Origin of the sequence: Mycobacteroides salmoniphilum (assembly GCF_004924335.1) — a bacterium.
In the GTDB taxonomy this organism is placed as follows: domain Bacteria; phylum Actinomycetota; class Actinomycetes; order Mycobacteriales; family Mycobacteriaceae; genus Mycobacterium; species Mycobacterium salmoniphilum.
The window spans coordinates 2,021,757-2,044,462 of sequence record NZ_CP024633.1 but is presented as its reverse complement, the minus strand read 5'-3'; the positions used below and the strand labels follow the sequence as shown (position 1 = coordinate 2,044,462).

The window sequence follows — 22,706 nt, the reverse complement described above, 5'->3', positions numbered from 1 at the left end:
ATGTTCTCACCCACGGAACCACTGACCTGGGTAATGGTGTGGCGTGCATGGTATTTCGATGCGGCGGCAGCCCTCTGCGCTATCGCCCTCGGCACGGGATACGGCTGGGCCCTGACCCGCGCGCGGCGTCGCCAATCGGATATCAGTGGCGTGTGGGCGAGTTGCTTCTTCGCAGGAGTCGGATGCTGGGTGCTCGCATGCATGAGCGCGGTCGGCGTCTACGCACACGTGCTGTTCTGGATGCGGGCATTGCAGGTTGTCTTGCTACTACTGGTCGTACCGTTCTTCTTGGCCCTCGGTCGGCCGATCACCGTTATGCGTAGCGCGCTACCACCGGCCGGGCTGGCCAGATTTGATCGAGCACTATCGTCGGCACCCGCACGAGTCTTGACTCACCCGCTCACGACATCCCTGGCCATGCTGGCTACACCCTGGTTGCTGTATCTGACGCCGTGGTACACGGCATCGCTCACTCATGGCTTGCTCGGTGCGATGACACGAACAGTGTTGGTATTGATTGGGTTTGCGTACTTTTACGCACGCCTGCAGGTAGACCCCGTACCTCATAAATATCCGCAGCTGATATCGCTGGTGATCAGCGTGGCCGAGACCATCGGCGACGGGGTCTTGGGCCTGGTGCTGTGGCAGGGCCCGCTTGTGGCGTCAACGTACTACCTGGCGCTGCGCCACGCCTGGGGGCCGGATCTGCGAACGGATCAGACCTTGGGCGCGGGCATTCTCTGGATCCTCGGCGATGTCCTTGGCCTACCCTTCCTGCTGCTACTCATGCGCGCCTTGTCCGCCGACGACAAGGCGCAGGCCGCGCGGGTCGACGCCGAACTCGACCGCGCCGACCAGAATTCACTCGACCCGGGCAACGCGACAGCCGAGAAGCCGGCGACGCCGACACTATGGTGGGAGAACGACCCACAGCTGCGCGAGCGATTCGGACGACACTGACAGTCCCGCCACCGGTATCTTTCCCAGCGAACTTCTGTACACTCCGTCTATTTTTCGGGCAGTATGGACGGATGGATGTCCCGCGGTGCGCCTTACCGTCGCTCGTCGACTCTCCTCTGCCCGAATCTGCCACTTCCCAGCGTCCGCCACGACCTGCCTCTCCCGCCGTCGACACCTCGACGCCCATCGGTCGCGCCGTCGCGGGCTTCTACCTTGCCTTCGAGGCGGTCGATGATTCCGACAGAATTCGCGAGGCGGCCAATCGGCTCGGCCGGGCGCACGCGCCCGAATCGGACTCTCGCCAGAAGTACCTTGCGTTGGCCCACGGGATCACCCACGTGGAGACGATTCGTCGCCATGCTCACCACACGTTGCGCGAAATCGCCGTCACCGCCGCACGGACGGCCGAACGCCTCACCCAGGACTCGGCGGATCTCCCCTCGGACATCAACGACGCGATCGATGCCGCGGTGCATCGTGAGTCGATCGCCGTCTGCGACCGCGCGGTGCAGATGATCAACCGCCAGACCCGCCTGGTCCTGGACCTCGACGAGGTCACGACCACGATCACCGTCGAGGACTGGTTGGCGAGTCACGGCCTGACGGGCTGACCGGCTGCTCGCCGAACGCTAGTGCAGATTCTCTGCCAACGCCGCCCGCTCGACACTCAGCAGACTTTCGGCGCGATGCTCCTTCTCGTACGCCTCTCCGCCGCCGTTGAGCCCGAACAATCTCTTGCTCCACAGCAGCCAGACCACCGCTGCGACATTCACCACGATGGCAAGGACCCGAAGCACCGTCTGCTTCTCAATAACCTCGTAAATCTCCAGCGGCAGAAAGATGCTCGTCGCGATGACGGCGAAGTACTCACCCCAGCGCTTCATCAGCCACAGACCGAAGGCCTCGATGAACTCGATCGCGGCATACGCCGCCAATCCCACTGCCACCCACATCAGTGTGGAGGACGACAGCGAGAACGCGTCACCGATGTGGCGCACGATCTTGGAATCGTCCGGATTCCATCCGATCTGGTTGGCCAGCGGGCGAATCAGCGGCAGGTCCCGCTCGAAGACCTGCTGGAGATGTTCGCGTGAACCACGGACCTTCATGACCCCGGCGGCCAGCAGCATGATGACCAGACCCCGGAACACCCGCTCGACGGCCAATAGGCGCATCAAGGTCCGATCGCGTAGGAGCCGTCCGCGCGGAATTTCTGGTGCGGTGTCGGCCGGTCCTCGATACCGTGCGGCACCGACGACAAACGTCTCGCACCGCAAGCAACGCCAGGCTTCCCCCGCGGGCGTCGCGACTCTCAGGCGGTCCCGAAGGGGCTGTTCATCGGGAGCGAATGTCGCATGCCCCCGTAGGCCACACGATCTCAGCGCAAAATCGATCACGCCAGAAACGGTAGCCGGACACCACCCGCGGCGCCGCAGGATATCCAGGTTCCGGCGCTACCCTGTCGTCGTGTTCGATCGTCGTCGGTTTTTGACTTTGTTGGCAGCCGCTGCCGCAGCGGGCGCTTCTGTCATCGAATCAGCCGTCGTGGTGGCAGACCCCGGCACCTCAGCCGGAGCCTCCAGCAGCGGGCTGACGCGGGTGCCATTGCCCGGCGGCGGTGCGTTGACCGCTCTGCCGGCCCGCACCGACGGCCAGCGGTTACTCGCCCTGACCCTTGACGATGGCACCGATACGAACGTCATCGCCGCGTACACCCAGCTGGCACGTGATACCGGAATCCGCCTGACCTACTTCGTCAACGGCGTGAACGCGGGATGGACGCAGAACGCCCCACTTCTTCGCCCGCTCGTCGACAGCGGGCAGATCCAGCTCGGCAATCACACGTGGTCTCATCCGAATCTCACAACACTGACCGCCGAGCAGATCGCGGACGAGCTGACCCGCAATACCAAGTTCTTGACCAACACCTACGGAGTCAACCCAGCGCCATTCTTCCGCCCACCCTACGGAAAGCACAACGCCGCAACCGATTCGGTTACTCAGGGGCTCGGCTACGGACCCCCGGTGCTTTGGTACGGGTCATTGTCGGACTCCGGAGTTGTCACTCCGCAATACATCGTGGACATGGCCCGTAAGTACTTCAATCCCCAGGCGATCGTCATCGGCCACCTCAACCACCCGCCGGTAACCACCGTCTATCACCAGATGCTCGACGTCATCGGGGAACGGCAGTTGCGCACAGTGACACTCAACGACGTCTATCAGCACTAGCGAGGTGCTTACCGAAGAACGCGAAGACCCGTTCCCAGGAGTCCGTGGCGGCCTCCTCGTGGAACGCAAAGCCGGCGAGTCGAAGAAATGGTTGTGCGGGAAGCTCATTGGCGAAGGAATGGCCTGCTCCCGGATAGGTCTTGATATCGTTTTCCACGTCGGCGCGGTCCAGGATCCGCTGCAACTTTGCGCCCGAACCGGTGCCGAACGGGTCGCGACGTCCGAAGCTGGCGACCACCGGACAGCTGCCTTGTAGGTGTTTCTCTATACGGGGTGGTAGCGGTGTGCTGTAGAACGGCGCCACTGCCTCGTATCCCCGCGAGGCGACGAGCAGGGCAAACCGGCCGCCCTGACAGAAGCCGACAACGCCAACGGCTCCCGTGCACTCCGGTCGCGCGACCAAAGCCTCACGAGTCGCGGCCAGATCATCGAAACTGCGGCCCTCGCCGATCATGACCTCGCGCATCACCCGGGTAATGCAGCGCACCTTGCCGCCGTGGTAGAGGTCAGGGGTCGCCACGATGTAGCCCTGGTCCGCTATGCGTTGAGAGATTCGGGTGATGTCTTGGTGCAGACCCAGGATGTCGTGAATGGCAATTACGCCAGGCAATGGGCCGCCGGTGTATCCGGTTGGCAGGGAGAGCAATACGGGCACGGTGCCGTCAGCAACCGGGATGTGCAACATCACTTGACTCCCACCGTGATCCAGTCGACGGACACCAGGGGCGGCGTTATCGGGCGGCGGACCGGGCGCTGCACAGCGACGTGGAACCCGGCGTTCTCGAAGAGTGTCCGCATTTCCGCAGGAGTAGGCATATTCGCGGGAACGCGATTGCTCACCAGTCTATGTAAGCGTGCCAGCCGGTGGCGGCGGGGGCTGATGGTCGCCACCGCCGCGAAACCGCCCGGCGTCAATACTCGGTGAAACTCAGCGACGGCCGCGGGCTGATCGAAGAAGTGGAAGGCGGACGTGGACAACACTGCGTCCAGAACGCCATCGTCGAACGGAAGATGCTCAGCGGGAGCGACCTGCCAGTTGACCAATGGGGAACGAGCCTGAGCCTGAGCGAGCATGCCCTCGGACATATCAACGCCGGATACCTGCGTCGATGCGAGTTCAGCACGTAACCGCGACGCGAGGATTCCAGTGCCGCAAGCAATGTCAACGACACGTCGGGAATTGCGTTCTCTCACCTGGGCGAGCATCTCGTCCTGCGCCGGCTGGTATACCCACCGCTGCAGAGGACCCCAGTCATAGGCCTTGGCCACCACACTCCAGAAACGCGTGACCGTGTTGTTAAACGCTCGCCGTTGAACCGTCGTCATGGCCACAACGTACGCCGGGCACCCATCCATGCCTAGACAACCGGCACAGCAGTTCCATTAATCAGGTTCGCACCCCAGGAGCCTCGTTTGACCTTGTGACCTGTCACTTTAGTGCTGCAAGGACCGCATGACCCAAGCCGCCAGCAGCCGAAAGCGCTTCTCCTCATGACAATTACAGCGATTGGTCACCTGATTCGAGCAGCCTTTTGGGATGCATGCCGTCGACCTGGCCGATAAACGGCGGGTGAATGCTGTACCCAAGCATCCGGCGAATGTCTTCGGACACCGCTCGCACGGTGTCGCGAGTCATCGACAAGGTGAACGCCTCCTGCGGACGCAGCCATGGCTCGCAGTACTGAGCTGTCAGCGCCAGCCGTGCGGCATCGGACCGGTTCGCGCCTCCGCCGTGCCATAGCGTGCCGGGGAAGAATACACAGGAACCCGCCTTCATCACCACGGGTTCACGCTCGACGTCCTTTGGCCGCCTGTCGCCCCAAAGATGACTGCCTGCAATGACATCGGTGGCACCATTGTCGCCGGTAAAGTCGTCGATCGCCCAGATCGTCGCCGCACCGAGACCCGCGCGGGGACGCGGAATCGGATAGAAGCCGTCGTCGGTGTGCAGCATCTGTGCCTGCTCACCCGGCAGGATGTTGATTACCTGCAACATCGACAACAGATAGTTCGGCAGGAAAAGCCGATCCAGCAGGGCCAGCACCCGCGGGTGATCCGCGATCCGGTCACAAGCACGCGTCTTGTTCAGCACGCTGTACACCCGCTGAGTGGTATGCCCTTCAAACCCGTTTCGGCCGTGCAGATTCAGCAGCGGCGCAACGGCCTCCCGAATATCTACCAGCTCGTCAGTGGTCAGCAAATCCGGCAAGATCACGTAACCGTCGCGGCGCATCGCCGCCAAATCCGCCTCGGCCACAGCAGGATCGACACACTCCCCGCTACTCACGGTCCGTCGATGAGTTCCGGCCAGGTCGCCGCCCAAATCCACCAACGATGACACTTCCGTGCTCATCACTACTCCTAAACATAAGATAATTATGTTTTGTACTATCAGATAGTGGCACGCCCCTCAATCGGACGTCAACAGCTCATCGACGCCGCCCGTGACGAACTCGTCCGCGGCAACGGAGTCATGGATCTCAGCGGATTAACCCGCCGTGCCGGACTCAGCACCGGCGCCCTCTACCATCACTTCGGATCCAAAAGCGGCTTGCTCGCGGTCATTTACGACGAGTTCTACGAGGGTCTCGTCCACGCCATTGCCGACACACATCTGGCCCTGGACACCGACTGGCGTGTTCACGAGCTGGACCGCACCCGCCGATTTGTCGACTATCACGTGGCCGACCCACTGGCCCCGATCCTGCTCAACCGCGCCGCATTAGACCCCCAACTGGCCGAACTGGAGGCGACCTATCTGCAACGCATCAGCCATAACGCGGCCAAGAACATCCGGCGCGGCCAGAAGTTGGGCCAGTTGCCCGCAGACATCGACCCCGACAGCGCAGGCGCCTTCATCATCGGCGGAATTCGATACGGGATTGCGCAGCAGCTCCGCCTGACCCCACTCCCCGCACCCGGGGAGATCACCGAGCGGCTGTGGCGCCTGATCTCCGCCGCCCTGGGAGCCGACTGAACCTTCGCCTAGGGAAACTTTGGCCAGATCTACGACACATGGGCGATACTCCCTGCATGCGTTCGATACCTGTTGGCCGTGCGGCCGCCCTCACCCTCGCCGTTCTCGGCGCGGGACTTTCCTCATGCCCGGCGGCAATGGCGGCACCGTCGGGCGAGGTAGCCCTCTGTTTCGACGGTGACGTGCGCGTCAGTGCCTGGCAGGCGAGCCAAGCCGATGCACGTCGCGACCTGATTCCCGGCACGCTCAACATGAACGCCACGGACGGTCTCGCCGGACCCAAGCAGGCGTACTTCCAATGGCGCAACCTGACCACCGGCGCTGTCGGCGAAGCGCACGGCGACGGTTCGGGCACAGCAGGAGCATCGATCTTCAATGTCGTCACCGGCCCCGGCCAGGTAGAGATCACCACCGATTACGGCGGTCGTTCGGGCTTCTTCTGGAACGACGAGAACATTGCTCACTGCACCGGGACGGTCACCGTCGCCTAGACCAGGATCGACACCTCACACAACCGCTGACGCAAGCCGCGTGAACGCGGCGCTGTCGTGGCTGCTGAACACCGTGACTTCCTCGGCATGATCGGTGACGAGCTCCGTGAGACGCCGCATGTTCTGCAGTTGAGCACGTGGGTGACTCGGATGGGCGGTGATCATGTGCATTGCCCTGCTCGCGGTGGTCAATGGGCCGGTACCGAGCGCGTGCGGCTCCGTGTAGGCGTCGCCGGCATGCAGCAGCCAGCCAGTTCCAGTGTCGATGGCGACGCCGACGTGGCCCCGGGTATGGCCGTAGAGCGGCACCACCAAGATCTCCGGCGGTAGCCCATCGAGGTCGCGGACGGCCCCAAAGCCGAACCATGGCTCGCCACCATCGAGCTCGTTGATCTGCCAATTGACTCCGTGGCCGCACAATTGTGCAGTGCGATAACGGATTCGATCGACGACGGTTGGCTGCCGACTGGCCCGAAGTTCGGGTCCGTGCACGTGCACGGTTGCCGACGGAAAATCCGCGAGGCCACCCGTATGGTCGTAGTCCAGATGGGTGAGCAGGATATGCCGCACATCGCCCGGGTCATATCCGAGTGCCTCGATCTGTCGCACCGCCGTCTCAGCCTCCCGCAGAACGGGTCCGATGGCGTGCCGCGTCCACCCGAGTAATCGTGGATTCCGGACGCAGTCAAGACCGAAACCGGTATCGATGAGCACCAGCCCCGAACCCGGCGTCTCCACCAGCAGGCAGTGGTCCACGAACCCGAATGCCATTGTGCCGCAATTAAGATGGTGGACCTTCACATCTCACCTCGTATCGCGTTGCCGAAGCCAACCTTCACTCACAGTAACGTCCGCATCGACCGCATGGAATACCCGTCCGATGTGCCTGGTTCGTGCAGATATGAATGCTGTCCAGCAGTTCGATCCGCATGCGCTCATCGCCGACAGCCGCATCGGCATACTGGCGACCATCAAGTCCAACGGACTACCGCAGCTCTCCCCCGTCACCCCGTTCTACGACCGGGGCAAGGGCGTCATCTACGTCTCGATGACCGATGGCCGTGCCAAGACCGTGAATCTTCGCCGCGACCCCCGCGCAGCACTGGAGGTCACCAGCTCGGACGGATGGGCCTGGGCAACGGCCGAGGGAGACGTATCCCTGACCGGACCGGGTACCGACCCACGCGGACCCGAGGTCGAAGCGCTCGTCGACTACTACCGCGGTGCGGCCGGTGAACATCCCGACTGGGAGGAGTACCGCGCGGTCATGGTGGCGGACCGCCGCGTGCTGATGGCCCTCAAGGTCGGGCGCATATACGGCGAGAAGCTGCGCTGAGCCTCAAACCTGTCCCGTCGCGTCGTAAACCCAGCTCATATCCGCGTTCGCCAAGTCTTCCAACCACGACGCAGGAGCGAAGTTCGTCAATGCCCCCATGTCCCAATAGTCCTTCCACAGCGTGATCTTTCCCTCGACCACCTTCAGCACGGAAGCGAAACGCAGTAGCGCGGATTCCCCGGTGTTCCAGATCCAGGTCTCGGAATGCTCGTACATCACGTCTTCGCCGTTGGCGACGATCAGTCCGTCATGGTGCACGTAATCCTTCAGTGGTTCGAGCCCGATCTTCAGACGTTTGACGATGTTCTCCGGTCCGCATGCCGCGGCGGTGGGTCCCACCGGCATATCCAAATAGATGCAGTCGTCATCAAGAAACGCGGTGACGGCCGCCCAGTTTCTCTCCGAAAGCGCTACCCATAGACCGACAACCACCGACGCTGATGACATCCCGACAACTTTCCTTCCCCCGAAGTACAACGAGTCGAGATCCTACGATCCGCGCACTCCCGCCGGGTCCGATCGGGGCGATTAGGCTCCTCACATGCTTGTCGCAAAGTCGATCCTCCTGTTCGCTGCGGCCGCTGTCTTGGAAATCGGTGGCGCCTGGCTCGTATGGCAGGGCGTGCGCGAGCACCGCGGCTGGGCGTGGGTGGGGTTCGGTGTCATCGCGTTGGGCGCCTACGGATTTGTGGCGACCCTGCAGCCAGACGCCCACTTCGGTCGAATATTGGCGGCCTACGGTGGGGTATTCGTCGCCGGGTCACTGCTGTGGGGGATGGCGATGGACGGGTTCGGCCCCGATCGCTGGGACGTAGCCGGCGCGCTCATCTGCCTGGTCGGCGTCGGGGTCATCATGTACATGCCGCGGAACGCATGAGCGAGGTCCCGTCCGGCCCCCTTCGACGGGAACTGGGCACATTTGATGCCGTCATGATCGGGTTGGGCTCGATGCTCGGCGCCGGAATCTTCGCGGCTTTGGCGCCCGCAGCGCAATCGGCCGGATCCGCCTTGCTGCTGGGTTTGGCACTCGCCGCGGTGATCGCCTTCTGCAATGCGACATCCTCGGCCCGGCTGGCCGCGGTGTATCCCGCCTCCGGTGGCACGTATGTCTACGGCCGGATGCGTCTCGGCGAGTTCTGGGGCTATCTTGCGGGTTGGGGCTTCGTGGTCGGGAAAACCGCGTCGTGCGCGGCCATGGCGTTGACGGTGGGCTTCTATGCGTGGCCCGCCCACGCGCACGCGGTCGCGGTGGGCGCAGTGGTCACCCTGACGGCGATTAACTATGCGGGAGTTCAAAAGTCGGCATGGTTGACACGTGTCATCGTGGCGATCGTGCTGTCGGTACTGGCCGCGGTTGTGGTCACCGCGGTCGGGTCCGACGGCATCGACGTCGCAACTCTCGACATCACCGACGTCTCGATTACTGGCGTACTACAGGCCGCGGGTCTGCTGTTCTTCGCATTCGCCGGGTATGCCCGCATCGCCACCTTGGGCGAAGAGGTACGCGACCCCGCACGCACCATTCCCCGTGCCATCCCGATCGCGTTGGCAATCACACTGGTCGTGTATAGCGTGGTCGCCGTTGCGACATTGACGACGCTGGGGCCATTGCGGTTGGCGGCATCCGCCGCTCCGCTACTGGATACCGTCACCGTCGCGGGCGTGCGGTGGATGGAGCCGGTGGTGAGGGTTGGCGCCATCGTCGCGGCGACTGGCTCGTTGCTGGCACTCATCCTCGGGGTGTCACGTACAACCTTCGCGATGGCACGTGATCGCCATCTGCCTCATGCCCTGGCGGCTGTGCATCCCAGGTACGGCGTGCCGTATCGCGCCGAAATCCTTGTTGGTCTTGTGGTTTCGGTCCTGGCGGCGACCGCAGACCTGCGCGGCGCGATCGGATTCTCATCCTTCGCGGTGCTGGTGTACTACGCGGTGGCCAATGCGTCGGCGTGGACGCTCTCCCCCGCTGAGGGCCGCCCACCGAGGATCGTTCCAGCACTCGGCTTAATCGGGTGCGTGGTGATTGCCCTCGCGCTGCCACTGTCATCGGTCCTTACCGGAACGGCAGTACTGGCGGTCGGCATCCTCATCTACGTCGCTCGTCGGCTCAGTGCCCCGGGTACGCGTGAATAAGAGCGCTATCGAGCTTTGACACCGCGTGGGTCAGTTCGTGTTCGGCGACATGTGCGATGCGGTGCGCTTCGGCCAGACTGATATCCGGATCGACGTCGAGCTCGGCGTCCGCATGGAGGCGATGTCCGATCCACCGCAACCGCACGCTGCGCACCGTCCGCACACCAGGCTGAGCCACCAGGGCTGTTTCCGCGGCATCCACCAACGCGGGGTCCACCCCGTCCATCAACCGCCGGAACACGTCCCGGACCGCGGTACGCAGCACCGCGAGAATCGCGATGGTAATCACCAACCCGATGATCGGGTCTGCCAAGGGATATCCCAAGGCGACTCCTGCAGCGCCTAGCACCACGGCCAGCGAGGTGAACCCGTCCGTGCGTGCATGCAGTCCATCGGCGACAAGTGCTGCCGAGCCGATCCGGCGACCCACCCGAATCCGGTAGAGGGCGACGAGTTCGTTGCCGATAAAGCCGATGACACCCGCGGCCGCCACCCACCCCAGTTGTCCGATCTGCACTGGATGCATCAGACGCATCACCGCCTCATAGCCCGCCACCACGGCCGATAACGCGATCATCGATACGACGAACAGGCCTGCCAGATCTTCGGCCCGCCCGAACCCGTAGGTGTATCGCCTTGTCGCAGCGCGGGTTCCCAGCCCAAACGCTATCCACAGCGGGATCGCGGTGAGCGCATCGGAGAAGTTGTGGATGGTATCGGCCGCGAGCGCCACGGAGCCGGACACCACCACGATCACCACCTGAAACGCAGCCGTCAGCAGCAGTGCGACCAGGCTGATCTTGACAGCCCGGGTACCCGCCGCACTGGAACTGAGTGCGTCATCGATGCTATCGGAGGCATCATGGCTGTGCGGGGACACGATCTCCGCGAGAATTCCTCTCAGGCCGACACCGTGGTGATGCTCGTGGTCGTGATCGTGATCGTGATGAGTGGCTTCAGTGCGGGTGTGACTCATTTCCTACCAACCTATTTCATCGTTTCCACGGTCCGTAGCGTTGCCTCAGAGCGGTGATGCGGCGGGATTCCCGGGCCCGCGTGCTCGGCGTTGTAGACGGCGTCAGTCACCAGCTGCTCGACATGTTCGTTCTCCAGGCTGTAGTAGACGGTGGTGCCATCACGCCGGGTCCGCACCAGTCGGGCCATCCGCAGCTTGGCCAAATGCTGCGATACCGAGGGCGCCGGCTTACCGACGTGGTCGGCCAGCTCGTTGACCGACAATTCACCGCCAGTCAGTGCCCACAACACCCGAACTCTGGTGGCATCGGCGAGCATGCGAAACACTTCGACGACCAGCCCGACCTGCTCGTCACCCAATGGCGACCGGTCTACCTGCGCCATGGCGAACGCTCCTCTACTGCATATCTGCATTGATACGCAGATAATAGACCATGCGCGAGGTTAGTGCTCGCAGCAGCCGCATTCGTCGTTGGTGACACTCCCCGGCGCCGCGATGGTGATTGGTGCACAGCAGGTTTCGCCCTTCCAGGCGTTCAGCCCCTCACGCACCGCGATGGCTGCGATGGCCAACGCCGCGATCGGATCAGCCCACGACCACCCGAACAGGGTGTTGACGAGCAGCCCAACAAGCAGGACCGCCGACAGATATGTACACAGCAGCGTCTGCTTGGAATCGGCCACCGCAGATGCGGAGCCGAGCTCGCGGCCCGCTTGACGTTGCGCCCAGGACAGCACCGGCATGACCACCAGACTCACCGCGGCCAGGGCGATCCCCATTGTCGAATGCCTCGCCTCGCCGAACCCGGCCAACGACCGAATCGACTCCACCGTCACATAGGCGGCCAGCGCAAAGAATGAGAACGCGATCACCCGGAGAGCGGCCTTCTCCCTGGCCTCCGGGTCCTTGGCACTGAACTGCCACGCCACCGCCGCAGCCGATGACACCTCGATCACCGAATCCAGGCCGAACCCGATCAGCGCGGTCGAGGACACCCGTGCACCCTCGGAGATCGCCACGATGGCCTCAATGACGTTGTAGGTAATGGTGGCGGCGACGAAGAAACGAACCCGACGATGGAGCACCTCTCGCCGCTGCGGCGCGAGCACCATCAGCAGCAGCCCTCGTCAGCCGGGCAGCACGACGGATCCACCGTCAACACCAGGTCCACCAGGTCGTCCAGGGCATGAGCGATTCGCTCATCGGCGAGCTCATAACGGGTGCGCCGACCCTCCGGAATAGCCGCGACCAGCCCGCAACCACGAAGACACGCAAGGTGATTCGACATGATCTGTCGCGATACCCCAGCCTCATCGGCGAGCTCTGAGGGATATCCGGGTCGCGATCGCAGGCTCAACAGAATGGCCGTGCGCGTCGGGTCCGACAGCGCGGATCCGAACCTCGTCAGGGCGTCACGATGAACCAGGGTCTGCATGGTTCCCAATAGTACATCTAGATCTGTATTCAGATCTAGATGTACTATTTAGCGGCGGGCACCTGCCCCGCGGCGGCCGAACGCGTCTTCTCCCCCGCCCGCAGGAAGCTGCCCGTCCGCTGTTTGCCCAAAATGTCGGCCGGCCGGCCGTCAACCACAACGGTCCGACCGCCAATCAGTACCGTGCTGACTGTCGCGTCGTTGCGATTGACCATCCGCGACAATCCCCCGTAGGCGGCCACGGCTTGCTCTGCGTACTCGGTCAGAGATCCATCGAGCTTCTCCGGGTCGACCACGAAAAGATCTGCGCGGTCGCCGATTCGGAGATGCCCGGCATCGATCTGGTACCAATCGGCAAGCTCACCGGTGAGTCGATGTACAGCCTGTTCGATGGTCATGAACGGGTGCCCGGACAGTTGCGCCTCGTGCACGTGCCGCAGCAGCCGGAGCCCGAAGTTGTAGAAGGCCATGTTCCGCAGATGGGCACCGGCATCGGAGAAGCCGAGCTGGATGCCGGGATCTTGCGCGAGCTGCTTGAGCACCTCGGGGCGATGGTTGGAAATCGTGGTCCGCCAGCGGATGGCCGTGCCATGTTCGAGCACCAGATCAAGAAACGCATCGACAGGATGCAGCCCCCCGCGATCCACGCCGACCTGCCCGAAGGACTTACCGACCACCGACGCATCGGGGCAGGCAACAATCTCGGCGTCGAAAAAGTCTCTGTGCCAGACCCTTACACCGAACTTGCTGTCATACTCCTTACGGAAACGGCGCCGGTATTTCTCGTCGCGCAGCAGCTCATTGCGCTCGACCTCGTGGCGCAAATGCAGCGCCGCGGCCCCCGCACCGAATTCCTCGAAGATCACCAGATCGATACCGTCGGCGTAGACCTCGAACGGCACGGGTAGATGTTGCCAGCGGAAGTTGCCGCCCAATTTGTTGATAATGCGGGCCAGCGGCCCCATCGCCCGGATCGCGTACGGGTTGGCCTTGATATCGGCGGCCGAGAGCAGCGATGTCGATAGCCGCTCACGCAGGATACCCAGGGACTGGACGGCTTGAGACAACACATTCAGCGGATTCTCGATGTCCGGCCCGGATTGCAGCGCCCGATTCCTTTGGCGAAGCTGTGATTTCAGCTTCCGCAGCTCACGCGGCTTGGCGTAGGTCGACGGCAGCGTCCGGGAACGACACACGTCGCCGTCGAGCTTGTCGAACAGGAGCTGCTGGGACGACATACCCACGAAACCGGCATCAAGCGCCTCGGTCAACCAGCGGTCCATCTGCGCCTGCTCACTGGGCGTAGGCCGTTCGTTCTTGCGGGTGGCACGGTCCAGCCCCATCACCGCCGCGCGCATATCCGAATGCCCCAGGAACGTAGCGATGTTCGGCCCGATGGGTAGCGACTCCAGCGCCTTGATGTACTCACGCGCGTTGGTCCATGTCTTGTGTTGATCCATCGCCCCGATGACGTGGTCGCGCGGTATCGCCTCCACTCTGCCGAAGATGTCCCCGGCGTCGGTGCCATTGACATGCACCACCGACAGCGAGCAGGAGCCCAGCAGCACTGTCGTCACACCGTGACGAACCGACTCCGACAACGCCGGTGCGGCAAGTACCTCGACGTCATAATGCGTGTGGACATCCACCAATCCCGGAAGCACCCATTTTCCGGTGGCGTCGATGATGTGCGGGCAGTTCGTCTCATCAAGGTCGCCGACAGAGATCGCGGCAATGTGACCATCCTTGATGCCGATGTTCCTGATAGCGGACGCCGCGCCGGTTCCATCGAACCACCGCCCGTTCTTGATCACCGTGTCGAACTGGACGTCGTCGTCGGAAGCCATGGTGAATCTCCTTGTAATAAAGCTATTTCACGGGCGCTACACGAAGCGCCGGTAGGACGTACCGCCGGAAATGGCGACGCAGTGAGGCAGGATCGTCAGGGTCCATGCAGTTTCCGGGGACACTTCCCAGGCTGATCATCACGCGGGCGATCCATTCGCTGGCTTCTTCGACATCGGTGCGCGCGTGGATCTCCCCGGCATCGCGGGCCGCCTCCACATACGGACGCCAGAAGCCGGCAAGGTCCGGCACCAGACCCTGCACGCCCGCGCCGGCGCAGGCCATGAACTCCTCGGGCTCGCGCACCCGGATCCGCATGAGGAGGGTGCCGGGATCGTCGTATGCGCGTCGGCCAATCTTCACCCCTGCCACCAACCGCGCCTCGAAGCCCTCAACGGTCGCAAGCTCGGCGGCAGACTGCGCCCAGCTGATCTCGATCAATCGGATGATTGCCGCACCCACCAGGGTCTGCTTATCCGGGAAGTGGCGATAGAGCCACGACCGCGAAACACCCGCTTCCTCGGCTACATCCGTCATCGTGGTCGCACGAATCCCTTTGTCGGCCAAGATCCTTTCGGCCGCATCCAGCAGCCGGGCGGCCACCGATGCGCCATCAGGATCGGGTATCGCGCCTTCATCCAACACCGCAGTCATGCCCTCAATGTAAACAAGGCGTGGACACATTTCAAGATCTGTGTACACTTCGAGTGCACAGATTTCCAAAAATGTTCACAGGCGACCTCGCCGCCGCGGTCGTATTCCTAGGAGTGCCATGACCCGACCCAATACCGCGATCATCGGTGCCGGCATCAGCGGGCTCACATCCGCGAAGATGCTGTCCGACTATGGAGTTCCCTTCACCTGCTTCGAGACATCGGATCGGATCGGCGGAAACTGGGCATTCGGCAATCCCAACGGTCACAGCAGTGCCTACCGCTCCCTGCACATCGATACCTCGCGGCATCAGCTGTCCTTCCGCGACTTCCCCATGCCCGACAGCTATCCGCATTTTCCCCATCACACCCTGATCAAGCAGTACCTCGAGGACTACGCGACAGCCTTCGATCTCAAGCCCAACATCGAATTCCGCAATGGCGTCGTCCACGCCGAGCGGTTACCGACTGGCGGCTGGGAATTGCTGACACAGAAGGGTGAACGCCAATTGTTCGACCTGCTCGTCGTCGCCAACGGCCATCATTGGGACCCTAGGTATCCCGAGTTTCCGGGCACGTTTACCGGCACCACACTGCACTCGCACCATTACATCGATCCACGCACTCCCCTGGACCTCATGGACAAGCGAATTCTGGTGGTAGGTCTGGGTAACAGTGCGGCCGACATCGCAGTGGAGCTATCGTCACGAGCGACGGGAAATACCGTCGCCCTCTCCACCCGATCCGGCGCCTGGATCGTTCCCAAGTACGTCGCCGGACAACCCGCCGACAAGTATTTCCGCACCAGCCCATACATCCCGATGTCATGGCAGCGCAAACTCTTTCAGATGATGCAGCCCCTCATATCGGGCCGTCCAGACCAACTCGGGCTCCCGATGCCGAACCACAAATTCGGCGAGGCACACTTTACCCAGTCGGTCGAGCTCCCGTTGCGGCTCGGATCCGGTGACATCACCCCCAAACCCAACATCAGTCGCCTGGACGGTGACACCGTGCATTTCGCGGATGGCACATTCGCAGACTTCGACGTGATCATCTTCGCGACCGGCTACAACATCACCTTCCCGTTCTTCGATCCGGAATTCCTCAGTGCCCCGGGCAATCGCATCGACTTGTACAAGCGGATGTTCAAGCCCGGCCTGGACGACCTGATCTTCGTCGGGCTGGCGCAGGCGGTTCCGTCGTTGTTCCCCTTCGTCGAATGTCAGGCGCGCTTGGTGGGCGCCTACGCGGCGGGCAAGTACCGACTGCCCTCCGTCGAGGAAATGCACGAGGTGATCGAGGCAGAGCATCGCAAGTACACCGGGCACATGCTTGATCGCCCGCGACACACCCAGCAGCTGGACTACTTCCTCTATGAACACGATATGAGAACCAAGGAGATCCCGCGCGGATTTGCGCGGGCAAGAGGAGCGGCATGAACCGACAGAACATCCGATTCAATAGCCACGGAATCGACTGTCATGCATGGTTTTACCGAGCAACAACGTCAGCGGAGCCAGCCCCCGTCGTGGTGATGGCGCACGGCCTGGGCGGCACCAAGGACTCGGGACTGGAACCGTTCGCCGAGCGGCTGGCCGACGCGGGCATACACGCCCTGGCATTCGACTACCGCGGCTTCGGATCATCTGACGGCTTTCCCCGGCAACAAGTTTCCTTCAGCCATCAGATCGGTGACTACCACGCCGCGGTGAGCACCGCGGCGTGCCTCCCCGGCGTCGATCCCACGCGAGTAGTCCTGTGGGGTGTATCCCTGGCCGGTGGGCACGTGCTGGCAGTCGCCGGGTCACGCAATGATGTGGCGGCCGTCGTTTCGGTAACACCCTTGGTGGACGGCATCGCGGCTGCGCGGTCCGCGATGGGTGAGCACAGCGCCGGCGCTCTCTTGCGCTCCGCCCTGACCGGCGTCCGCAGCCGGGTGGGACGCGAGCAGCGCACGATCCCGATCGTCGGACGCCCGGGCGAGCTGGCAGCGTTGACATCGAACGGGTATTACGAGGCGCATCTGGGCATCGCGGGCCCCTCCTGGCGCAATGAGATCGACGCGACGGTGGGCACTCAACTCGCCTCCTATCGCCCCACCCGGTATGCCGCGCGCATCGACTGTCCCACTCTGGTACAGATCGCCGACTTCGATCGGGCCGCGCCGCCGCATGCCGCGGCCAGGGCCGCCTTCAAGGCCCGCGCCGAGGTGCGGCACTACCCGTGCGATCACTTCGGTGTCTACCAGGGTCAGGAGTACTTCGAATCCGTGGCCTCACACCAAATCAGCTTCTTGACAAGACATCTGGGTGTGAGGGCGGCGTCGCTTACCGAAGCAATCCATGGCTGAGACCATCCAGCAATTGGTTCGCGCCCGGGCTACCGATGACAACGCGGGGCTCGTCTATCAAGGGGTGACGTGGACGTGGCGCGAGCACGTAGCCGTTGCGGCCCGTCACGCTGCGGTGTTGATTCGGATGGCCGATCCGGATCGACCGCTGCATATCGGCACCCTGCTGGGCAATACACCAGCGATGGCCACGGCGATGGCCGCCGCCGCCCAGGGTGGGTACATCCTGTGTGCCATCAACAACACTCGTCGTGGCGATGGGTTGGCGCGCGATATCCGCAAGGCGGATATACAGATTCTGCTCGTGGATGCTGAGCATCGGCCACTGCTCGAATCGCTGGATCTGCCCGGCGTCGTGGTGATCGATGTCGACGGGCCGAATTGGCAACGCGAGGTTGAGACGGCCGGGGAGTTAGAGCCCTATCGAACTGCCGAGGCCCTCGATCCCTTCATGATGATCTTCACCTCCGGGACCAGTGGAGACCCGAAGGCAGTTCTGGTGACGCACATGATGGTTCTTGTCGCGGCCCAGTCACTGGTGGGTCGATTCTCGCTGTCCGCCGCCGACGTCTGCTATGTCTCGATGCCGCTGTTCCATTCGAATTCTGTGTTGGCGGGATGGGCCGTTGCGGTCGCGGCGGGAGCCACGCTTGCCCCGGCGAAGTTCTCTGCGTCGGGCTTCCTCGCCGACATTCGGGAAGTCGGCGCCACGTACATGAACTATGTGGGCAAGCCGTTGGCCTACGTGCTGGCCACGGCTGAACATCCCGGCGAGGCATCCAACCCGTTGCGCGTGGCCTTCGGAAATGAAGCCTCCGACCACGACATTGCTGAATTTGCAAGGCGATTCGATGTCACGGTGTACGACGGATTCGGTTCGACGGAGAATGCCGTCATCATCACCCGGGAGGAAGGAACGCCCGCGGGATCCATCGGCAAGGGGTTTCCCGGTGTCGGGATTTACGACTCCGACACCTTGACCGAATGCGCCACGGCCCGGTTCGACGCGCACGGCATCCTGGCCAACCCGGATAAGGCGGTCGGTGAACTGGTGAATACCCAAGGGGCGGGCTTTTTCTCCGGGTATTACAACGATGACGACGCTACCGGTGAACGGATGCGTCACGGCATGTACTGGTCGGGCGACCTCGCCTACCGAGATGCCGAGGGCTGGATCTACCTGGCGGGGCGGACCGCCGACTGGATGCGGATCAATGGCGAGAATCTGGCGGCCGCGCCCATCGAACGGATTCTGCAGCGACACCCGGCGGTGAGCCAAGCGGCGGTATACGCGATTCGCAATGATCGTGACAGCGACGAGGTGATGGCCGCGCTGGTAGTACGGGATTCGCTCACACAGTCGGGCCTCACCACGTTTCTTGCCGCACAGGAAGATCTGCCACCGATTGGCTGGCCGCGATATGTGCGCCTGGCACGCAGCCTGCCCTGCACCGCAACCAACAAGGTGCTCAAGCGCGCGCTGATTTCGGATGGAGTCGATGTCGGAGACGACGCGCTGTGGCATCGCAGCGATCGCGGTACCGAATATGAGTCCTGGAGAGCGCCCGGTAGTCGCTGTTTCCAGAGTGACTAGAGTTGTTCGTGAAATTCATTGCGGTGGAGCTCCTCTCACATTAGTATCGAACATATGTTCGACACTGTGGTCGATGGGGACTTGATCGATGTGATCACCTCATCCCAGCGCGCCGAGGCGCAGGCGGCCTCGCGTCGGCTTTCGGCGATCGGTGTACTGGTGGATCGGCATGCCGATCCACGCCGGGAGGATCCTCGTGATCGGTTCGCGGTGGACCGCTGGGATGCGGTGGCGGCGCAGGTGGCCGCCGCGCAGGGCATCACGCATGCGCTGGCGTGCAGTCAGATGCGTTACGCCTACGTACTGCGGCACCGCCTGCGCGCCGTGGCCGGGCGATTCGCTGCCGGAGACATCGACTTTCGCACCGTCGCGTTGATCATCGGGCGCACCGAACTCCTCGAAGACGACGCCGTGGTCACCGCCGTGGATGCTGCGATCGTGGCCGCGCTGCCCCGGTGGGAACGCTGGTCGATCAAACGGATCACGGCAGCCCTGGACGCATTGATCTACCGCCATGATCACGACGCGGTGCGCCGCACCAAAACCGCCACCGATGACCGCCATCTTGAGATCCGCCCCCTCGATACCGGCGATCCACTGGCCGAGATCTGGGGTGTGCTGCAGACCCCACACGCGGTCGCACTCGATAAGCGTCTCGAGCAGCTGGTGACCACCGTCTGCCCCGCCGACCCGCGCACCAAAACGCAGTTGCGTGCCGACGCCATCGGCGCGCTGACCCTAGGTCTGGATCGGATGCGATGCACCTGCGATGATGCCGACTGCGCCGGACGCGTCATCGCCGACACCCAAGTCATCGTGCATCTCGTCGCCAACCAAGACACTCTCGACGACTCCGAATGCCCTGAGCCTGCCCACATATCCGGATTCGGCGCCATCACTGCGACGCAGGCACGCCAGATCACGGCCCAGCCCGGCACCTTGATCCGCACTCTGACCGCCAAGGACACCGACCGATACCGTCCCACCCGCACCCTGGACACGTACGTGCGCTGCCGCGATCAGCTGTGCCGCTTCCCCGGCTGCTCACACCCGGCCGACACCGCCGACCTGGACCACAGCATCGCCTACGCCGACGGCGGTCGTACCGCGGCAGACAATCTGAAAGCGTTATGCCGCAAGCACCACCTACTCAAGACCTTCTGCGGATGGCGCGAAATCCAGGAGCCCGACGGCACCATCATCTGGAAAGCACCTACCGGCCACACCTACCCCACCACCCCCGCCGGCGGACTCCTGTTCAACAACCTGACCCGAGCCCGCACTCGCGCCCAAGACCGCCAACGGCGCCGCACCGCCGAACGAAACCTCAACCAACAGCGACGACTCAAACGCCAGCACGCACAATCCGCACACGCCGAGGCGAATCCACCACCGTTCGAGCCGGTGACTCAGCGTAGCCAGCCCGGACGCCGTTGCACGCATATGCTCGTGAAGCAGTCGCGACAAGTGTGCCCACAGAGAGGAGAGCAAATGAAGATCCATGGCGAGTACCCGCGCGCTTCCTCTCAGTGGCCCAGCACAACAGCAGCATTTACGGAAGCACGTCCGCGGCAGCGGTTGACGGTCTGGGACGGAACCAGGCCACGCACCCCCCGCGCGATGCAGGCCCGAACCAGCGTTACCTGCGCAGGTACAGAATTCGTCTTTGCCACGGAGCACATCCCGGTGCCCACCGACTGGTTCTTTAACGAATCGCACCATGTCATGGTGGTGCACCGCCATGGCCGGTTACGCTCGATGGAACTCGAATTCGAGAACGGGCCGTCCGGGCGAACCAGCCCACGTGTGGGTGACATCTGGATCATCCCAGCCAACCACCGCTATTCCGCACTCGCCCACGGCAACACGGTGAAGTACTGCCAACTCACGCTTCATCCCGATGCACTGAGCGCTATTGACCTCAAACCCGCTATCCGACAGCGTGATCCACTCACCTATCAGATAGTCGAGCAGATTGGCGCGGTGGCCGATCGCCAAGATGTCTACGCCCGGCTGGCTACCGAATGGCTCACGGAGACCCTGTTGCTGCATCTATCCGACAAACTACCGGGGGGCCCGGAGTACCGTCCCAGCCTGCACCGCGCCCTCGACGAAACCTCCCGCGCCGGGCTGATCGAATACCTGAACGACAGCCCCGATTCGATGATCGGATTGCCCCAGCTCGCAAACCAGGCTGGCATGACGGTACGTGAGTTCACCAAGGCGTTCGTGGCCGCGTTTCACACCACTCCGCACCAGCTTCTTCTACACAGACGCATCACACGCGCCAAGGAGCTCCTCGCACACACGGCACGCTCCATCACTGAAATCAGTGCGGCACTCGGGTTTCCCGGCCCAGAACACTTCACCGCCGCATTCGAACAGCGCGTCGGAATCACCCCCGCGAACTACCGCAGGGGTACCGAAGTTCACGCTTGACCGATGTCCAGTTGTTCGAACTTACCGCTCTCGCCGGGCACGAATCGGAAGAACGTCCGGAAGTCACCCCATGTCTCACTGTGGAACTGTCCGGTAATGGTGCGCCCGTCCGGGCTTACCTTCTCGATCTGCGTGAAGTACTCATTGCCGATCTCGGCGCTGAACGCGGCGAAATCTCGCGGGGCACCGTCGTCGGTCAGTCCGGGCCGGTCCGCGAACGCCGCCAGCCACCCGGGGCCATCTGCGTGCTGCCAGGCCGTGAGCGCGGCTCGCACCGCGGGGTCGGCCACCTGCCCCAAATCGTCGGTGGGTGATGGCATACAACAACCTCCTGTATTGAAATCGATACCCGGTGAAGAAAATTCAGCCACTGGTCAACGCGTCACGGATGGCCGACTGAGTGTGTGGCAGCCAAATCGCCTGGATGGGCGCCTGCGGCGGGTCGATGATCTCGATGACAATCACCTGACCCGCAAGACAAGGGCCCGCGGGGGCCGTGACGAAGGCGACGCCATCGTTGTCCAGGACAGCAGTCACCGGCGGCGTGCCCTGGACAGGGTTGATCGTGAACGAGGGCTCAAACCCCGCCGAACGGCACGTGCCGAGGATGAAATCGGTGTAGTGGGAGACCCCTGGCGGCGACCAAACGATGATGCGCTCATTTCGCAGATCTCCCATTGAGACTGAATCACGTTCTGCCATATGATGATCCCGGAGTACCGCAACACGTAAGGGGTGGTACCCAATCACCCGCGAGGCGAGATTCTTGGGTGTCTCGATCCCGCGCCGCAGCGCAATATCGGCTGAACCACTGATCACCGCGGACTCTAGAGCGCTCGGGAACACCTGCAATGCGGTAATCGAAACGTTGGGTAGTACCGACCGAACAGGCACGAGAAGCTGGTGGACTTCTTCGGCCGTGATCGCCGGGGTATGCGCAACGACAAACGGCTGCGGCTCGTCGGCGGCGGTGTTCTGGACCTGGCGTACCAAGGTCTGCGCCGCCGCGAGCAGTACAACGGAGCCGTCCCGCAGGGCCTCCCCTGCCGGAGTCAACTCAATATGACGTCCGCTGCGGTCGAACAGCCTGGCACCGACTTGCCTTTCGAGATTCGTCATCGACTGACTGACGGCCTGCTGCGTCAGACGGAGCTGCTGCGCCGCCCGCGTAAAACCAGAATGCTCCGCCACGCATACGAATTGCTGGAGGCGCCGAAGATCGATCGGGTCATCCCTGATCTCAGTTGACTGCGCGGCCATAAATAGCACTATATGCCCAAGT

Annotated in this window: 26 protein-coding genes and 1 pseudogene; 13 read left to right on the top strand and 14 right to left on the bottom strand. The window is 63.0% G+C overall.

From position 1 onward, the window contains the following. Both DSM43276_RS10075 and DSM43276_RS10070 read left to right on the top strand, forming a co-directional pair. Nucleotides 1-960, top strand: a complete 960-nt coding sequence (locus tag DSM43276_RS10075; protein ID WP_078330629.1) for a cytochrome c oxidase assembly protein — start codon at nucleotides 1-3, stop codon at nucleotides 958-960. Nucleotides 961-1,031: 71 nt separating this feature from the next. Beyond that, nucleotides 1,032-1,571 carry a hypothetical protein gene (locus DSM43276_RS10070; RefSeq protein ID WP_109556210.1) on the top strand — a complete coding sequence of 180 codons (540 nt, stop codon included), beginning with the start codon at nucleotides 1,032-1,034 and terminating at the stop codon, nucleotides 1,569-1,571. 18 nt (nucleotides 1,572-1,589) lie between these two features. Here DSM43276_RS10070 and DSM43276_RS10065 read toward each other — a convergent pair whose 3' ends face one another. Continuing rightward, on the bottom strand, nucleotides 1,590-2,357 hold the full coding sequence (locus DSM43276_RS10065; RefSeq protein WP_078330628.1) for a DUF2127 domain-containing protein: 768 nt from the start codon (nucleotides 2,355-2,357) through the stop codon (nucleotides 1,590-1,592). Between the two features lie 70 nt (nucleotides 2,358-2,427). Between DSM43276_RS10065 and DSM43276_RS10060 the strand changes: the two genes are divergently transcribed. Further along, nucleotides 2,428-3,192: a polysaccharide deacetylase family protein gene (locus tag DSM43276_RS10060; RefSeq protein ID WP_078330627.1), complete on the top strand. Its 765-nt coding sequence runs from the start codon at nucleotides 2,428-2,430 to the stop codon at nucleotides 3,190-3,192. Here the strand turns inward: DSM43276_RS10060 and DSM43276_RS10055 are convergent. The 3 genes from DSM43276_RS10055 to DSM43276_RS10045 all read right to left on the bottom strand — a co-directional run bounded on the left by DSM43276_RS10055 (nucleotide 3,170) and on the right by DSM43276_RS10045 (nucleotide 5,545). Further along, the gene (locus DSM43276_RS10055; protein WP_078330626.1) at nucleotides 3,170-3,877 is read right to left on the bottom strand and encodes a dienelactone hydrolase family protein; all 708 of its coding nucleotides are present in this window, start codon (nucleotides 3,875-3,877) and stop codon (nucleotides 3,170-3,172) included. The two genes, DSM43276_RS10060 and DSM43276_RS10055, sit on opposite strands and share 23 nt — an antisense overlap. Beyond that, complete coding sequence (locus tag DSM43276_RS10050) at nucleotides 3,877-4,518, bottom strand: class I SAM-dependent methyltransferase (RefSeq protein WP_078330675.1); 642 nt, start codon at nucleotides 4,516-4,518, stop codon at nucleotides 3,877-3,879. Before DSM43276_RS10050 ends, DSM43276_RS10055 begins: the two co-directional genes overlap by 1 nt. A 172-nt stretch (nucleotides 4,519-4,690) precedes the next feature. Beyond that, nucleotides 4,691-5,545, bottom strand: a complete 855-nt coding sequence (locus DSM43276_RS10045) for a phytanoyl-CoA dioxygenase family protein (RefSeq protein WP_078330625.1) — start codon at nucleotides 5,543-5,545, stop codon at nucleotides 4,691-4,693. A 45-nt stretch (nucleotides 5,546-5,590) separates the two neighbouring features. On the opposite strand from DSM43276_RS10045, the gene DSM43276_RS10040 reads away from it, so the two are divergent. Together DSM43276_RS10040 and DSM43276_RS10035 are read left to right on the top strand one after the other, a co-directional pair. Beyond that, nucleotides 5,591-6,169 (top strand): TetR/AcrR family transcriptional regulator, encoded by a 579-nt coding sequence (locus DSM43276_RS10040; RefSeq protein WP_078330624.1) that lies wholly within the window; start codon nucleotides 5,591-5,593, stop codon nucleotides 6,167-6,169. A gap of 56 nt (nucleotides 6,170-6,225) precedes the next feature. Next, a complete protein-coding gene (locus DSM43276_RS10035) occupies nucleotides 6,226-6,660 on the top strand; it encodes a hypothetical protein (RefSeq protein ID WP_078330623.1) in 435 nt (144 codons plus the stop codon). A gap of 15 nt (nucleotides 6,661-6,675) precedes the next feature. Here the strand turns inward: DSM43276_RS10035 and DSM43276_RS10030 are convergent, their stop codons facing one another. Further along, nucleotides 6,676-7,431, bottom strand: a complete 756-nt coding sequence (locus tag DSM43276_RS10030) for an MBL fold metallo-hydrolase (protein ID WP_234803073.1) — start codon at nucleotides 7,429-7,431, stop codon at nucleotides 6,676-6,678. 130 nt (nucleotides 7,432-7,561) lie between these two features. Between DSM43276_RS10030 and DSM43276_RS10025 the strand changes: the two genes are divergently transcribed. Then, on the top strand, nucleotides 7,562-7,996 hold the full coding sequence (locus DSM43276_RS10025) for a PPOX class F420-dependent oxidoreductase (protein WP_078330674.1): 435 nt from the start codon (nucleotides 7,562-7,564) through the stop codon (nucleotides 7,994-7,996). Between the two features lie 3 nt (nucleotides 7,997-7,999). On the opposite strand, the gene DSM43276_RS10020 is transcribed toward DSM43276_RS10025, so the two are convergent. Further along, nucleotides 8,000-8,443, bottom strand: coding sequence for a nuclear transport factor 2 family protein (locus tag DSM43276_RS10020; protein WP_078330621.1), 444 nt, complete (start codon nucleotides 8,441-8,443; stop codon nucleotides 8,000-8,002). A gap of 94 nt (nucleotides 8,444-8,537) precedes the next feature. Here DSM43276_RS10020 and DSM43276_RS10015 point away from each other — a divergent pair, with 94 nt between their 5' ends. Both DSM43276_RS10015 and DSM43276_RS10010 read left to right on the top strand, forming a co-directional pair. Further along, nucleotides 8,538-8,873 (top strand): YnfA family protein, encoded by a 336-nt coding sequence (locus DSM43276_RS10015; RefSeq protein WP_078330620.1) that lies wholly within the window; start codon nucleotides 8,538-8,540, stop codon nucleotides 8,871-8,873. After that, complete coding sequence (locus tag DSM43276_RS10010; protein ID WP_078330619.1) at nucleotides 8,870-10,129, top strand: APC family permease; 1,260 nt, start codon at nucleotides 8,870-8,872, stop codon at nucleotides 10,127-10,129. The genes DSM43276_RS10015 and DSM43276_RS10010 overlap by 4 nt, the downstream gene beginning before the upstream one ends. On the opposite strand, the gene DSM43276_RS10005 is transcribed toward DSM43276_RS10010, so the two are convergent. The 6 genes from DSM43276_RS10005 to DSM43276_RS09980 are packed head-to-tail and all read right to left on the bottom strand — an operon-like array spanning nucleotide 10,104 to nucleotide 15,039. Continuing rightward, a complete protein-coding gene (locus DSM43276_RS10005) occupies nucleotides 10,104-11,105 on the bottom strand; it encodes a cation diffusion facilitator family transporter (protein WP_078330618.1) in 1,002 nt (333 codons plus the stop codon). The two genes, DSM43276_RS10010 and DSM43276_RS10005, sit on opposite strands and share 26 nt — an antisense overlap. Nucleotides 11,106-11,116: 11 nt before the next feature. Continuing rightward, complete coding sequence (locus tag DSM43276_RS10000) at nucleotides 11,117-11,488, bottom strand: ArsR/SmtB family transcription factor (protein WP_078330617.1); 372 nt, start codon at nucleotides 11,486-11,488, stop codon at nucleotides 11,117-11,119. A 60-nt stretch (nucleotides 11,489-11,548) separates the two neighbouring features. Further along, nucleotides 11,549-12,217 (bottom strand): cation efflux transmembrane domain-containing protein, encoded by a 669-nt coding sequence (locus tag DSM43276_RS09995; protein WP_078330616.1) that lies wholly within the window; start codon nucleotides 12,215-12,217, stop codon nucleotides 11,549-11,551. After that, nucleotides 12,217-12,540, bottom strand: coding sequence for an ArsR/SmtB family transcription factor (locus DSM43276_RS09990; protein WP_078330615.1), 324 nt, complete (start codon nucleotides 12,538-12,540; stop codon nucleotides 12,217-12,219). The genes DSM43276_RS09995 and DSM43276_RS09990 overlap by 1 nt, the downstream gene beginning before the upstream one ends. A gap of 44 nt (nucleotides 12,541-12,584) precedes the next feature. Next, a complete protein-coding gene (locus DSM43276_RS09985) occupies nucleotides 12,585-14,387 on the bottom strand; it encodes an N-acyl-D-amino-acid deacylase family protein (protein WP_078330614.1) in 1,803 nt (600 codons plus the stop codon). A 22-nt stretch (nucleotides 14,388-14,409) separates the two neighbouring features. Continuing rightward, entirely contained in the window at nucleotides 14,410-15,039 is a 630-nt protein-coding gene (locus DSM43276_RS09980; RefSeq protein ID WP_078330613.1) for a TetR/AcrR family transcriptional regulator, read from the bottom strand. Between the two features lie 118 nt (nucleotides 15,040-15,157). Here DSM43276_RS09980 and DSM43276_RS09975 point away from each other — a divergent pair, with 118 nt between their 5' ends. From DSM43276_RS09975 to DSM43276_RS24000, 5 genes and pseudogenes are all read left to right on the top strand, one after another. Further along, nucleotides 15,158-16,480, top strand: a complete 1,323-nt coding sequence (locus DSM43276_RS09975; protein ID WP_078330612.1) for a flavin-containing monooxygenase — start codon at nucleotides 15,158-15,160, stop codon at nucleotides 16,478-16,480. Continuing rightward, nucleotides 16,477-17,391, top strand: a complete 915-nt coding sequence (locus DSM43276_RS09970) for an alpha/beta hydrolase (RefSeq protein ID WP_078330611.1) — start codon at nucleotides 16,477-16,479, stop codon at nucleotides 17,389-17,391. Before DSM43276_RS09975 ends, DSM43276_RS09970 begins: the two co-directional genes overlap by 4 nt. Further along, entirely contained in the window at nucleotides 17,384-18,985 is a 1,602-nt protein-coding gene (fadD1, locus tag DSM43276_RS09965; RefSeq protein ID WP_078330610.1) for a fatty-acid--CoA ligase FadD1, read from the top strand. Before DSM43276_RS09970 ends, fadD1 begins: the two co-directional genes overlap by 8 nt. 54 nt (nucleotides 18,986-19,039) lie before the next feature. After that, nucleotides 19,040-19,993 (top strand): annotated as a pseudogene (locus tag DSM43276_RS24005) (DUF222 domain-containing protein); the annotation flags it as partial. 483 nt (nucleotides 19,994-20,476) lie between these two features. Beyond that, the gene (locus DSM43276_RS24000; RefSeq protein ID WP_078330673.1) at nucleotides 20,477-21,424 is read left to right on the top strand and encodes a helix-turn-helix transcriptional regulator; all 948 of its coding nucleotides are present in this window, start codon (nucleotides 20,477-20,479) and stop codon (nucleotides 21,422-21,424) included. Here DSM43276_RS24000 and DSM43276_RS09950 read toward each other — a convergent pair. Continuing rightward, nucleotides 21,415-21,744, bottom strand: coding sequence for a hypothetical protein (locus DSM43276_RS09950; RefSeq protein WP_078330609.1), 330 nt, complete (start codon nucleotides 21,742-21,744; stop codon nucleotides 21,415-21,417). The two genes, DSM43276_RS24000 and DSM43276_RS09950, sit on opposite strands and share 10 nt — an antisense overlap. A 43-nt stretch (nucleotides 21,745-21,787) precedes the next feature. After that, a complete protein-coding gene (locus DSM43276_RS09945; protein ID WP_078330608.1) occupies nucleotides 21,788-22,684 on the bottom strand; it encodes a LysR family transcriptional regulator in 897 nt (298 codons plus the stop codon). Nucleotides 22,685-22,706 lie beyond the last annotated feature (22 nt).